11 protein-coding genes and 1 pseudogene are annotated in these 12,721 nt (G+C 60.8%); 10 read left to right on the plus strand and 2 right to left on the minus strand.

What is annotated here, in order from left to right:
• Positions 1-29: 29 nt before the first annotated feature.
• The gene (locus KUG85_RS09560) at positions 30-884 is read right to left on the minus strand and encodes a glycoside hydrolase family 16 protein (protein ID WP_255606333.1); all 855 of its coding nucleotides are present in this window, start codon (positions 882-884) and stop codon (positions 30-32) included.
• 337 nt (positions 885-1,221) lie between these two features.
• On the opposite strand from KUG85_RS09560, the gene KUG85_RS09565 reads away from it, so the two are divergent.
• The 5 genes and pseudogenes from KUG85_RS09565 to KUG85_RS21210 form a co-directional block, all read left to right on the plus strand.
• A complete protein-coding gene (locus KUG85_RS09565; RefSeq protein ID WP_223005013.1) occupies positions 1,222-2,562 on the plus strand; it encodes a hypothetical protein in 1,341 nt (446 codons plus the stop codon).
• Positions 2,559-3,767 (plus strand): polysaccharide pyruvyl transferase family protein, encoded by a 1,209-nt coding sequence (locus KUG85_RS09570; protein ID WP_223005014.1) that lies wholly within the window; start codon positions 2,559-2,561, stop codon positions 3,765-3,767. The genes KUG85_RS09565 and KUG85_RS09570 overlap by 4 nt, the downstream gene beginning before the upstream one ends.
• A gap of 422 nt (positions 3,768-4,189) precedes the next feature.
• Entirely contained in the window at positions 4,190-4,933 is a 744-nt protein-coding gene (locus KUG85_RS09575) for a Crp/Fnr family transcriptional regulator (protein WP_065816137.1), read from the plus strand.
• A gap of 533 nt (positions 4,934-5,466) precedes the next feature.
• Positions 5,467-6,018: a response regulator gene (locus KUG85_RS09580; RefSeq protein ID WP_322098561.1), complete on the plus strand. Its 552-nt coding sequence runs from the start codon at positions 5,467-5,469 to the stop codon at positions 6,016-6,018.
• A 15-nt stretch (positions 6,019-6,033) separates the two neighbouring features.
• A pseudogene (locus KUG85_RS21210) lies at positions 6,034-6,180 on the plus strand (response regulator transcription factor); the annotation flags it as partial.
• Between the two features lie 89 nt (positions 6,181-6,269).
• Here KUG85_RS21210 and KUG85_RS09585 read toward each other — a convergent pair.
• Positions 6,270-6,638 (minus strand): cupin domain-containing protein, encoded by a 369-nt coding sequence (locus KUG85_RS09585; protein ID WP_223005015.1) that lies wholly within the window; start codon positions 6,636-6,638, stop codon positions 6,270-6,272.
• Positions 6,639-6,853: 215 nt separating this feature from the next.
• Here KUG85_RS09585 and KUG85_RS09590 point away from each other — a divergent pair, with 215 nt between their 5' ends.
• The 5 genes from KUG85_RS09590 to KUG85_RS09610 are packed head-to-tail and all read left to right on the plus strand — an operon-like array spanning position 6,854 to position 12,703.
• Complete coding sequence (locus KUG85_RS09590) at positions 6,854-7,864, plus strand: BMP family ABC transporter substrate-binding protein (RefSeq protein ID WP_065816134.1); 1,011 nt, start codon at positions 6,854-6,856, stop codon at positions 7,862-7,864.
• 22 nt (positions 7,865-7,886) lie between these two features.
• A complete protein-coding gene (locus KUG85_RS09595) occupies positions 7,887-9,422 on the plus strand; it encodes an ABC transporter ATP-binding protein (protein ID WP_223005016.1) in 1,536 nt (511 codons plus the stop codon).
• Positions 9,419-10,480 (plus strand): ABC transporter permease, encoded by a 1,062-nt coding sequence (locus tag KUG85_RS09600; protein ID WP_223005017.1) that lies wholly within the window; start codon positions 9,419-9,421, stop codon positions 10,478-10,480. The genes KUG85_RS09595 and KUG85_RS09600 overlap by 4 nt, the downstream gene beginning before the upstream one ends.
• Positions 10,473-11,387 (plus strand): ABC transporter permease, encoded by a 915-nt coding sequence (locus tag KUG85_RS09605; RefSeq protein ID WP_223005018.1) that lies wholly within the window; start codon positions 10,473-10,475, stop codon positions 11,385-11,387. Before KUG85_RS09600 ends, KUG85_RS09605 begins: the two co-directional genes overlap by 8 nt.
• A complete protein-coding gene (locus tag KUG85_RS09610) occupies positions 11,384-12,703 on the plus strand; it encodes an amidohydrolase family protein (RefSeq protein ID WP_223005019.1) in 1,320 nt (439 codons plus the stop codon). The genes KUG85_RS09605 and KUG85_RS09610 overlap by 4 nt, the downstream gene beginning before the upstream one ends.
• Positions 12,704-12,721 lie beyond the last annotated feature (18 nt).

Here is a 12,721-nt window from a genome sequence, read left to right on the forward strand (position 1 = left end):
TCATATTAATAGGTCCTGACCCTAGAATGTCAGTCCAGGCGGTAGGCCCGCACATGGTCGACGATCATGTAGGAAGGGTCCGGGGTCGCATCCCTGGTCGGTCCGTCGACGAGGGCGAGATTGAGCAGAATGTAGAGTGGCTGCCGGTGCTCCGGTTGCGTTTCGGTCTTCCAGATGAACTCGCGGTCGAAATAGAACCGGATCCAGTTGCGGTCCACCTTCACGCCGTAGGTGTGAAACGCACCGGGGCTTGCTTCCACGAAAACCGCGTTGCGATGAAAGCGCGAGTAGTGGCGCCCATCGCGATGCCAGACGTGGACCACGGAGGAATAGCCGTCCGGCTTATCCCCGTAGAATTCGATCACGTCGATTTCGGCCGTAGCCTTCGAGCGATCCTTGCCGATCAGCCAGAAGGCGGGCCAGACACCGGGCCCCTCCGGCAACTGCGCGCGCATTTCGAAATAGCCATACTGCTGTGAGAATCCGTTGCCATCGGGATCGACTGAGGCAAGCAGTCCCGATTGCCAGTCGCCCTCCGGATCGCGCTTTGCCTCAATGCGCAGCGTGCCGTCTTCGATGCGGAACGGCGACCGTTCACCGGGATTGGCAAAGCGCGCGCCGCCAAAATCTCCCGACCAGGGCGTGTGCGCGATCCAGCGCGTGCCGGGGCCCCAGGACGAAACGTCGAGTGTGGAGAAATCCTCGTCGAAGGAAAGCCGCATCGCATCGACATCCAGAGCGTCGGCTTCGGTTGCGAGTTGATCTTCGGCTGGCGCGGGAGGTGGGCCAAAGGCCGTCACGAGCGCTGCACAGAGGCCCGCCGTGCCGGCACCAAGTAAGCGGCGGCGTGTCAGATGTCGCAACGTGTTCGAGGCGAACGGCAATGCGGTTACCTCCCGTCGGGCAGAATATCATCGCTGCGCCTTGCTCAGGAACTCAGCCAATCGCCGCGTCACTGGCCATAAGTGGTACCCGGCGAAGCGGGACGCTCAAACGCCCGCATGGTATTCTTGGCCGGGTTTACGCCGGTTTGCGGCGAGGGCAATTCCAGGAAAAGTGGGTGCCGGTTTTCCGTCCGGAATTGCGCAAAACAACACGGTAGAGCGTTTTCGCAATTCAACGAAAAGCGGAAACCAGAGGTTGGGGCGCACCATGCGCATCGAATTATTGGGAGTCCTATCGCTGGTTCTGGGGGCGGCTGTTCTGTTGGCGCCGCCCCGTATGGCCTTTTATGTCATCGTCATGTCGACACTTTTCGGTGCTGCTGCTGCCTTCGGCGTGCCGGGTCTGGGCGGGGCTTCAGTGCTGGTTCCCAGTCTCCTGCTTGCCTTTTACTGCCTGCGTCTTTTCATGGCCTTTGGCGAAAGGCCTGTTCTGGCGGCAGTGTCTTCCTCGTCGCCGGGCATCTGGCTTCTCCTGCTAACTGTCTATGGCGTCTTCTCCGCGCTCTTCCTCCCGCGTCTTCTGGAAGGGGTGACGGAAACGATGATCGTGCTGCGCTCCTCCGCGGGACATCGCATCATTGATCTGACGCCATTGTCGTTTTCAAGCAACAACATCACCCAGACGGTCTATGCGGTGGGCGGGCTCTTCTGCTTCGCCTTCACTTACGCCTATCTCAAATGCGGCGGCACCGCTCGCGACGTGATCAACGCCATGCTGGTTCTTGCCGTCGCCAATCTGATCTTCGCGCTTCTGGACGTGATCACGTACCGTACGGGCACGGCGCATCTTTTCGACTTCATTCGCACTGCGAATTACGCGCTTCTGACCGGATCGGAGAAGGCAGGCTTCAAACGCATTTCGGGCACGTTTCCCGAGGCTTCGGCCTTCGCCGGCTACACAATCGTGCTGTTTGCGTTCACGGCCAGTCTGTGGATCGACCGCGTGCGAACGGTCGCGACCGGGGGGATCGCAGGCCTGCTGTTGCTTGCTCTTCTCCTGTCGACATCGACAACGGCGCTGGTCAGCCTTGCGATGGTGATGGTCTTCCTTCTATGGCGGGCATTGCCTGCTTCCTACGGCAAGCGTGTCACGGGACGGCCTGCTGCGATTGCGCTCGCTCTTCTTGCTGTCCCGCTCTGCTTCATGCTCGTTCTTGTGCTGATGCCGGAATTCGCAAAGGCCGTGCAGGATTTTCTGGATGAAACGCTCTATTCCAAGCTGAACAGTCAGTCGGCGCGCGAACGCATGCAATGGAACGCCGTGGCCTTCCAGGTGTTCCTCGATACCTGGGGGTGGGGCGCTGGTCTGGGCAGCGCGCGCGCTTCCAGCTATGCGCTTGTGCTCCTGTCCAATGTCGGCCTTATCGGTACGGTTCTGTTCCTGCTGTTTGTCGGCAACACGCTGATGATGAAGAGTGCCGGCGGGTTCCACGAGCACGCGACGATGCGGGCGGCCAGGGCGGGCGTTCTTGCAGGCCTTAGTGAAGCGATGATCTCCGGAACGGTCTACGATCTGGGGCTTCTCTTTTTCATACTGGCGGGAAGCGCGGCTGCGCTGCGGTGGGTTCCCGCTCAGGCAGGAGCATACAGGCCGCAGCAAGCGGAGACGGCTCAATGAAGATCGTCATCTTCAATGTCCGCTACAGCCCCAATCTGGGGGACGGCGTACTTGCCGAATGTCTGGAGCGCCGGCTTGGCGTGTCGCTGCCAGGCGCGGAAATCGAAACCCTGGACCTGGCTGGCCGCACTGCCTATGGCATTGCGGATGCGCGGCGTTCGGGTGCCCTGCTCCTGTTGCGGGCCATGCCGCCGCCCGTACGCCGCATGCTGGTCGCGCGTGTGCTCGGTTCAAGACTGGCCGCATTACGCGCTCTGTGGCGAGGGAAAATCGCCGGGGCCGATGCGGTGGTCATCGGCGGCGGCAATCTTTTTCAGGATGACGATCTGAATTTCCCGTTGAAGATCGCGCAGGTTCTGGAGCTCTGCCGTGAAGAAAACTGCCCCGTGGCGATCCACGCCGTTGGTGTGGGGCGGCACTGGTCGCGGCGTGCTGCAACACTGTTCGATACGCTTCGCACCTGCAATGTGCTTGGTGTTTCGGTGCGCGATCATGGGGCACGGCAGAACTGGGAGCAGCATTTTCCCGATTGGCCGAGCCCGAACATCGCGCCCGACCCGGCCCTGACCTTGCGGGTGGAAATGCACGCGATGCGTGACCGCGCCCGCCCGCTGGTCGGTCTATGCGTGACCCACCCGCTCGTTCTCAGGCGGCATGCCAGTGTGAGCACGCAGGATATCCCGCTCGGGACCGTGCAGGGGTATGGCGCATTGGCTGAATGGCTAATGGACGCGGGGTGCGACGTCGTCTTCTTTACCAATGGTGCGGTGGAAGATCAGGCCTGTCTGGAACAGATCCGGAATACGCTCTCCAGGGCAAAAAGCCGGGCGCCGGACCGCTGCAGCTTTGCTGAACGGCCAAACACTCCGCAGGAGCTGATTGCATTGCTCGGCACGCTCGACGCTGTGGCAGCGCATCGACTGCACGCCTGCATCACAGCCTATGCGCTCGGGGTCCCTCTAGTCGGTCTCGGTTGGGATCAGAAGGTGGAGTCCTTCTTCCAGTTGATCGGCCGTGAACCATTCTTCGTTTCCGCGCACAAAGGAGACGTGGAGATGATTGGAGAACGCATTTTGACGACGCTTGGAGAAGGAATTGACCTTGATGATCGCCGCCAGTGTATCGAAAGGGCGGAGAAGGCAATTGATGGTCTGGCAGCGGAGTTGAAGATGACGATCCGTGGATCGGAACGCGAGACCGCATGACGGCGACGTCGAAGAGGCTTTGCGGGATGACGCGGCGAATATCTGGAGACCGGTTCGGCAGCCACCATGGTTTGCTGTTGGTTCTAGCTACACGTCATGCCAGCTAACGTTATTGTGATTTGGGCATCGAGCCTTCTTGTCTAGATCGCCGTGCGTCCATCCAGACGCACAAAGGACGATCTAAACGATTGATGGAGCATCGGAATAATCCGAAAACCGAATTCCACTTTTCGGTCCGATGCTCTAGTGTTTCCAAGGTCCGATGGTCGTATTTCGGAGGCGTTTAATTGCCGGCTGACGACTATAAGTGGAACCGAGGCTATGGATGGGGCGTTTAAAACTCGGGTATTTGCTCCATGAGTACTGCCGATCGCTATAGTGGTCGATCTGCGGAGGATCGGGAGCGCAGGATGCGGGGTAGCATGCCGGTTCGGGGCACCGAAAATTACAGGGAAATTCTACACTATCTGGAGGCTGAAACGGCTCGCGGACTGTTCGGCATGGCGGCGAACAAGTCGAACCATACCGGGCTGCGCAAGCGCATATATTCGAGCGGCGACACGATTGCGGATATGGATGGCCAGAAGCGCGCCGTTCTCCTGGTTGTCTCGGGCTGGGTTTCCAATGGCAAAGAACTTGAAGACGGCTCGCGCACGGTGGTCGACTTTTCCCTGACCGGCGATGTCATTACCGTGGGAACCACCGAGTGGGCACGAGAAGAGGTGCGGGCGCTCACGGCTGTCACACTGTTTGAGTTTCCTGGCGCGATCTACGAAAACCTGTCGACCTATCCGCGTCACGTACGCGAGTTCATTCTCAAGGGGATGGCGCGGCGCTATGCGCGCGCGGCCGAGCATTTCGTCAACATCAGCCGTCGGGGTGCGTTTGAGCGGGTCGCGCATCTTCTGCTCGAACTGTCATTCCGCGTTGGTGTCTATGAAGGGCAGGGGGCGAGCTCCTTTGCCTGCCCGCTCACCCAGGTGGATCTGGGCGATGCCCTCGGCCTGTCGGTCGTTCACGTCAATCGTGTTTTGAGAAAACTGCGCGAAAGTGGTTACGTGTCTTTCCGCAGTGGTGTGGTAACGTTTCAGAACCGTGCGGGATTGATCGAGGCCACGGGCTTTGAGGGGTCTTACCTCGCACTTGCCGAGCCGGTCACTCCCTAATTTTTCATATCTGTATAACCCATTATATAAGCCATAGATCAAAAGACTGTGGTTACAGCTTTTGGGTGCTTGTCAGGCCTATGCCTTCCTCCGATACAATGCAGTCATGATCTGAAACCACATCCCCTTGAGGATGATGGATACCGCCAACCCATTGATGTGCGGGACAACCAGACGGCGACAAGGCCGGTTTTTCAATTATGTCTGGTATTTTGAGTGAAGTACAACTTTAACAAAGTATTTCGTGATTATAATCATATTGAATGATTCTTGCATAAAATTGATCCATGTTAATGCACAAACTCCCTAATCGTGAGGATAATAAATCTCCAAGTGATAATCCTGTTTGGGGGCCTCTCTGAGGGGTTCGCGCCGCCGATACTCTGTTCGGTGGGGGATGGGGCGTGCAATAAAAACAAAAATGCGCTTCTCCAATATCACTGGGGTTTGTTTTGGGTGAGTGTTGGGGAGCATTGGTCATGGAACACGCAAAGATAGGGCAGAGTAGCAGCAGCAATAATCTACACGGAATCATGAAAGCGCCGGGTGGCGCGCTCGCAGCGACCGGTCCGAAGGACTGGGATGAGGCTCGCGAGGATACGGATCGGGAGCTCGTGCTTCTGATCGATCCCCGGGTGCTGGACCGGGAATGTCTGGCACGCAGTCTGGAAACGCAGAACCCGTCTCTCGACATTTTCGCTGTCGGCTCTTCTGAGGAATGGCACAAGATTGCCGACGGGCGCCAGCCCGAGGCGGTGCTTCTGATCGTCGGCAGCCGCAAGATCACCGAGCAGGGCATCTGCAACGAAATCCACGATCTTGCCGAAGAGTTCGAGGAGCAGCCGGTCATTGTCATCGCCGACACGGATGATCTTGGGCAGATACTGAAAGCGCTGGAAGCCGGCGCAAAGGGATACATTCCCAGCAATGTCGGCGTTGATGTCGCCGCGGAGGCCATACTCCTGGCCCGTGCCGGCGGTGTGTTCGTTCCCGCCAGCGGTGTCCTGGCCATGCGCGATGTCATCAATTCGAACAGCAGCCGCGTGGTCGGGCTTGGCAATCTCTTCACCGCCCGCGAGGCGTAGGTCGCCGAGGCGCTCCGGCGCGGCAAGGCCAACAAGATCATCGCCTATGAACTGCAGCTATGCGAGAGCACCGTGAAGGTGCACATTCGCAACATCATGAAAAAGCTGAACGCGACCAACAGAACCGAGGTCGCCTACAAAATTCGTGAAATGCAGTCCTGACGGCCACGAAGCACGACCTTAACGGTCTAGCGAAACACTCAGGCCAGCAAACGTTTTTTGGGTCGGTCGAAAGATCGACCTTTTTTCTTTCAGTCTTCGAGATTCACATAGGTCTCAGGCTTAAAGCGGGGGGTGCAGACGCAGTAGAACTCCAGATCCTCCGTCCCCGTATTGGCGATGCGCTGCGCCGCGCCCGCTGGAATGATCGCCTGGTCCCCGACCGCAAGGGCCTGCCGCACACCCTCGATTTCCACCACGCCTTCACCCCTGCGAACCACATAGCGCTCACAGATTCCTGTCAGACTGTGCAGCTGTGTTGTCACGCCGGGTTCCACACGGGCGATCGCCAGCGAGGTTTCGGGCGAGGCCGGCGTGTTCATCAACTCGGTGATGTAGCACCGCTCCTCTGTCCAGAACTCCGCCTGACCGGCATTTTGTACAAACCATGAAGGGGACATGACAAACCTCTCTCGAGCAAACTTCCACAATGATCAGTCAGCTTGACAATTGTCAAAGTCCTGTCGGTGCGTCAGTATGCCTTCGACTAAAGCATCGGACCGAAAAGCGGAAACCGGTTCTCGGGTTATTCCGATGCTCCATCAGAAGATCAGATCGTCCTTTTCGCGTCCGGATGAACGCATGGCGATCTAAGGACCAGACAGGGAGTGGTGGCATGAGGGGTTTGAAAAACTGGTTGGCGGTGGGGCTTCTGGCAACGACAGCGTTCACTGTGCCCGCTTCTGCGGCGGATAAATTTTTCGTCTACGTCTCTCCCGACCAGATCGGCGTCAACGCCTTCCTGAAGCTTGGCCAGGCCGGCATCGAGCAGGCTGGCGAAAAATACGGTGCGGATGTCGAAACCTATGAGAGCCGCACGGCTGCCGATCGTCTCGAAAACGTCAACGCCGCCGTCAACGAGGGCGCGGACATCGTCGTGCTCCTCGGTTTCGAGTTCAACGACATCGTCAAACAGGTCGCGCCCACCGCGCCCGACACGCAGTTCCTCATCGTCGACCAGTGCATCGACGACCGGCCTGACAATGTGCATTGCGCGGTCTTCCGCGAATATGAGGCGAGCTATCTCGTCGGCGTCGCCGCCGGCATGCTGACCGAGAGCAACAAGGTTGGCGTTGTCGGCGCGCTCGATATCCCCTTCCTGCACCGCTACACGGATGCCTATGCCGATGGCGTCAAGTCGGTGAATGCCGACGCCTCGGTCGACATTCGCTGGGTGGGTGGCGAAAATCCGTTTGCCGATCCGGTGCGTGCCAAGGAACAGGCCGTGGCCATGCAGGCGGCCGGCGCCGACCAGATCTTCACGGCCACATCGGGCGGTGATTTCGGCGTCTTCGAGGCGGCGAAGGAAAAGGATTTCCAGGTCTATTCCGTCGATGTGAACCAGTGCCCCAATGCGCCCGGCCACGTGGTCGATGTCACGCTGAAGCGCGTCGACAACGCCATGGTTCAGGCCATTGGCGCGATCCTTGAAGGCGAGAAGAAGCTCACAATGGCGCTCGGCCTCAAGGAAGGTGGCGTATCGACCATCGCGCTCGAGGAAGACGAACTGGCCGACAGCGGCTGCCTCATCGCCGATCATCCGGAGGTGGTGGCCAAGATGCGCGAGGTCGCAGGCCAGATCGAGGATGGCTCGCTAAAACTCGAAGACCCGATGTTCGCCAAGTAAGCGCGCCAGAGCAGCACGCATCATGCGCATCGACCTGCAGGACGTCACGGTCCGTTTTGGCCCGGTCACGGCCGTGGACAATGTATCGCTCGGCATCAAGCCGGGCGAAATCCACGCGCTTCTGGGTGAAAACGGTGCTGGCAAGTCCACCCTCATGAACGCGCTGTTCGGGCTGGTTATGCCGGCAAGCGGCACGATCAGTCTGGATGGTAAGGCGCGCCGCTGGGCCTCGCCGCAGGATGCCATCGCCCATGGGCTGGGCATGGTGCATCAGCATTTCATGCTGCAGGAAGAGATGACGGTGCTGGAAAACATCGTGCTTTGCGCAGAGCCGGTGGGCCGCTTCGGCTTTGTCGATTTCACCCGCGCGCGGTCGCGCCTCGATGAGATCGCCAAAACCCATGGTGTCGCCATCGATCTCGACCGGCGCGTCGGCCGCCTTTCCGTCGGCGAGCGGCAGGCGGTGGAGATCCTCAAAGTTCTCTACCGCGAGGCCGAAGTCCTGATCCTCGACGAGCCGACCGCCGTGCTCACCCCGCAGGAGAAGGACCGGCTTTTCGCAACGCTCAAGAGCTTCCGCGAGGCGGGCAAGGCGATCGTCCTCATTACCCACAAGCTCGATGAGGTGATGGAGATTGCCGACCGGGTGAGCGTGATGCGGGCAGGGCGTCTTGTCGCCTCCTCACCGCTAGCCGAAACCTCGAAGGACGAGATCGCCCGTGGCATTGTCGGCGGCGATCTGCCGGCGGCCAGAACCCGTAAGGCCCATTCGCCCGGCGGAACGGTGCTTGCCGTCGATAACCTCACCGTCGCACGGCGTGGGCGAGACGTCGGGCCCGTTTCCTTCGATCTTCGTGCAGGCGAGATCGTTGGCATTGCCGGCGTGAGCGGCAATGGCCAGGCAGAGCTCATCCGCGCGCTGACAGGGCTTGTGCCCGTGCGTTCCGGCTCCATCATCCTGTGCGGAAATGAGATACAGAACCTGGATGTGGAGGCGCGCCGGCAGGGCGGCATGAGCTACATCCCCGAAGACCGGCAGCGTATGGGGCTCGCCCTTCGCGCCTCCGTCAGCGAAAACGCCAATGCGGGCCGCGACGATGCGGGCGCTTTCACCGCGGGGCCGTTCCTGAAACACGGAGCCATGGCCCAATATGCGCGCTCCCTGATCGAGCGTTATCGCATTCGCGTGGCCGGTCCGCGCGCTTCCGCCTCCACCATGTCGGGAGGCAACAAGCAGAAGCTCGTGGTCGGGCGCGAACTCTCGCGCAACACGCCGCTGGTGATCGCCGAAAATCCCACTTGGGGCGTCGATATCGGCGCGATTGATTTCATTCATGGCGAGTTGATGCGCATGCGCGATGCGGGCCACGCCATTCTTCTGGTCTCCACCGAGCTCGACGAGGTGATCGCTTTGTCCGACCGCATTCTGGTCATGTATGACGGCGCAATCGCCGGAGAGGTGGATGGCGGTGAGGCGAGCCGCGACCGCGTCGGCGCACTGATGACCTCACGTGCCGCCGATGCGCTGGGCGCGGCGTCGCCGGGAGCTGCTGCATGATGGCTTTCGATGCCGGCAAGGCCACCCGCAGCGCGCTGCCATGGCTCTTCACCTTCCTGTGGATCGCCGCGATCATTCTGGCGCTGCTGCTTTTTGTTGGTGCGCCGGTGGGCGAGGCGCTTTCCGGCTTCTGGAACGGCGCTTTCGGCGGGCGCAGAAACGCCTATCTTATGGCGACGCTCAGCCGCTCGGCGCTGATTGTCGGCATGGCGCTTTCGGTCATGCTGAGCTTTCGTGCCGGGCTGTTCAACATTGGCGGCGAGGGGCAGCTTGTTGCCGGCGGGCTGGTGGCAGCCCTTGTTGCTGTGCTCCTGCCGGGGCCGCCCTTGCTAGTGCTTGTCGTGGCGATCCTCGCTGCCATGCTGGCCGGTGCCTTATGGGCACTGCTTGCCGGTGTGCTCCAGCTTTTCATGGGCGTGCCGCTGCTGGTCGGTTCGCTCCTCCTCAATTATCCGATCCGCTACATCGCCTCCTATCTGGTGGCGCATCCTTATCGCGACGTGCAGTCGGGCATGGTGCAGTCGCATCTCGTGCCGCAGGAAACCTGGTTTGCCTATTTCCCGGGAACCCGGCTCGACATCGGCATTCTCTTCACGGCGGTGGCGGCAGCCTTTGCGCTGATCTACAGCTACTGGACCGTCCATGGCTATCACACGCGGCTCAACGGGCTTTCGCCCGAGTTCGCCCGCACGGTCGGCCTGCCGGTGCGCAGGCTCACGCTGCAGACACTGGCGCTCAGCGGTGCGATTGCGGGCATGGTCGGCGCAATCGCCGTGTTCGGCATTCACCACCGCTATATCGACGGCATGCTGGTACAGCCGCTCTATGCGTGGACTGGCATCATCGCGGTGCTTCTGGTGGGCATGGTGCCGTGGGCGGTGCCGATTTCCGGCTTCTTCTTTGCCGCTGTCCAGACGGGGGCGGCCGGCATGGAGCGGGCGGCCGGCGTTCCCAAGGAGATCGCGCTGGTGGTGCAGGCGGTCATCATCCTCTTCGTGGCAAGCCGCGTCTCCGGCGCGCTGACAGCATCGCGCGGCGATGGAGACGGCCATGTTTGAGCTGATCGCCGATCCCTCCTTCGCCGCCTCCATTCCGCGCTTTGTCACGCCCATCCTTCTGGCCGCCCTTGGCGGCGCGCTGTGCGAGCGGGCCGGTGTCTTCAACATCGCGCTGGAAGGCTTTCTGCTCGTGGGCGCTTTCGCGGCGGTGCTGGGTGCCTATTTTTCCGGCACGCCCTATATCGGCGCGTTGACGGCCATGGTGGCCGGCATGGCGCTTGGTGTTGTTTTCGCCGAGTTCAATGTGCGGCGCGGTGGCGATTCCATCGTCGTTTCCATCGCCATCAACCTTCTGGCAGCGGGTCTCACGACCTTCTTCCTGCGCGCCATTTTCGATGTCACGGGTGCCTTCAGCGATCCGGCGATTGCCGGGTTCGCACCCATCCGTTTGCCCTTCATAGAAGATGTGCCGCTTCTCGGCCCGATCCTGAGCGGCCAGGCGCTGCCCTTCTATCTGGCGCTTCTCAGCGTTCCGTTCCTGCATGTGTTTCTCGCCCGCCACCGGCTTGGCCTGCGCATTCGGGCGGCGGGTGAAAACCCTCAGGCGCTTCGGGCTGGCGGTGTCAGTCCAAAACGTGTCCAGCTTCTGGCGCTCATTGCATGCGGCGCGCTCTGCGGTCTGGGCGGGGCGCAGCTTTCCATCGCCAATGTCAATCTCTTCGTTGAAAACATGAGCGCCGGGCGCGGCTGGATCGCCGTTGTCGCGGTGCTCTTGACCCGTGGCCGCCCGTGGCCGCTCTTCTTCATCGCGCTTCTGTTCGGTGCCGTCGACAGCCTGTCCTTCCGCGTGCAGGGTCTGGGGCTTGCCCAGCAGTTCACCGACATGATGCCGTATCTGGCGACCCTTATCGTGCTGGTTGCCCTGTCATGGTGGCGGGCAAGACGCGCAAAAGGAGATGCTTCATGACCGTCGATCTGGTTGTCAAAAACGCCATTGTCGTGACCTGCGATGAAAAGCAGACGGTGATCCGGGGTGGCGGCGTTGCGGTCTCAAATAGCCGCATCACGCAGATTGGCGAGAGCGCAGCGCTCGAACAGGCCGCGGGGAACGCCCGCAACGTCATTGATGGCAGCGGGCACATCCTGATGCCGGGGCTGATCAACAGCCATTGCCATGCCGCCGACAGCCTGTTTCGCGGTCTGGTGGAGGATCTGCCGCTGGAGCCGTGGCTGCAGAAGGTGTGGACCGCCGAAGGCGCAATCCTCAATCCGCAGACCTCGCATCTTGGCAGCCTTTTGGGCTTTTCCGAACTGCTTCTTTCCGGTGTCACCAGCACGATGGACATGTTCTGGTATCCGGTGGAAACGGTTCGCGCCGCGCGCGAAGTGGGCATGCGGGTGTCGACAGGGGGCATCTTCTTCGACGGTCCGGGAGTGGACGGGGCAACGCTCGATGACCGCATTGCCAGTGCTGAGGCGTTCTTTGAAGCGTTTGCGGGTGCAGACGATGTCTTCCCGGCAACCATGCCCCACGGAGCCTATACGGTGGGGCCCGAAAACCTGAAGACGGCCAGGGATATCACAAACAAACACGGTGGGCTCTTCAGCACGCATGCGGCGGAAACGAAGGCCGAACAGGCCGATGTGGAAGGCCGCTATGGCAGTTCCGTCATCCGCCATCTCGATCATCTTGATCTCCTTGATGAGCGCACTACGCTCGCCCATTGCGTCCATCTGGACGATGAGGAAATCGCCATTCTGGCGCGCACGGGCACGACCGTTTCGCACAACCCCATGTCCAACCTGAAACTCGCCTCCGGGATTGCCCGCATACCTGACATGCTGGCAGCCGGTGTCCATGTCGCACTCGGAACCGATGGCGCGATCAGCGGCAATGATCTCGACATGTGGATGGCGCTGCGGCTGGCCGCCACGCTGCACAAGGGCGCGAGCCAGCGGGCCGATGCCGTCTCCACCCATCAGGCGTTGGCCATGGTGACACGCTCCGGCGCGCGGGCGCTGGGCGCGTCCGACAGGCTGGGCAGTCTCGAAAAAGGCAAGCTCGCCGACATGATCCTGATCGATGTGAAGCGCCCGCATGCGGTGCCGATGTTCGATCCCGTCACCCATCTCGTCTATTCCACCGCCAAATCCGACGTGCGCCATGTGTTCGTCGGTGGCGAGCAGGTGGTGCGCGATGGCGTGCTCACCCGTCACTCGATCGACGACACGCTGGACGCAGTGGCAGAGCTTGCGCCGCGCATCGCCGCCACCGTGGCCTGACAGTAAAACCCTGGGAGA

Origin of the sequence: Nitratireductor rhodophyticola, from assembly GCF_019891355.1 — a bacterium.
GTDB lineage: Bacteria > Pseudomonadota > Alphaproteobacteria > Rhizobiales > Rhizobiaceae > Nitratireductor > Nitratireductor rhodophyticola.

Coding starts and splice junctions, on each gene's coding strand:
- KUG85_RS09565 (WP_223005013.1), top strand. CDS start 1,222: ATGGCCTTTTATGTCATCGTCATGTCGACACTTTTCGGTGCTGCTGCT.
- KUG85_RS09570 (WP_223005014.1), top strand. CDS start 2,559: ATGAAGATCGTCATCTTCAATGTCCGCTACAGCCCCAATCTGGGGGAC.
- KUG85_RS09575 (WP_065816137.1), top strand. CDS start 4,190: ATGCCGGTTCGGGGCACCGAAAATTACAGGGAAATTCTACACTATCTG.
- KUG85_RS09580 (WP_322098561.1), top strand. CDS start 5,467: ATGAAAGCGCCGGGTGGCGCGCTCGCAGCGACCGGTCCGAAGGACTGG.
- KUG85_RS09585 (WP_223005015.1), bottom strand. CDS start 6,638: ATGTCCCCTTCATGGTTTGTACAAAATGCCGGTCAGGCGGAGTTCTGG.
- KUG85_RS09590 (WP_065816134.1), top strand. CDS start 6,854: ATGAGGGGTTTGAAAAACTGGTTGGCGGTGGGGCTTCTGGCAACGACA.
- KUG85_RS09595 (WP_223005016.1), top strand. CDS start 7,887: ATGCGCATCGACCTGCAGGACGTCACGGTCCGTTTTGGCCCGGTCACG.
- KUG85_RS09600 (WP_223005017.1), top strand. CDS start 9,419: ATGATGGCTTTCGATGCCGGCAAGGCCACCCGCAGCGCGCTGCCATGG.
- KUG85_RS09605 (WP_223005018.1), top strand. CDS start 10,473: ATGTTTGAGCTGATCGCCGATCCCTCCTTCGCCGCCTCCATTCCGCGC.
- KUG85_RS09610 (WP_223005019.1), top strand. CDS start 11,384: ATGACCGTCGATCTGGTTGTCAAAAACGCCATTGTCGTGACCTGCGAT.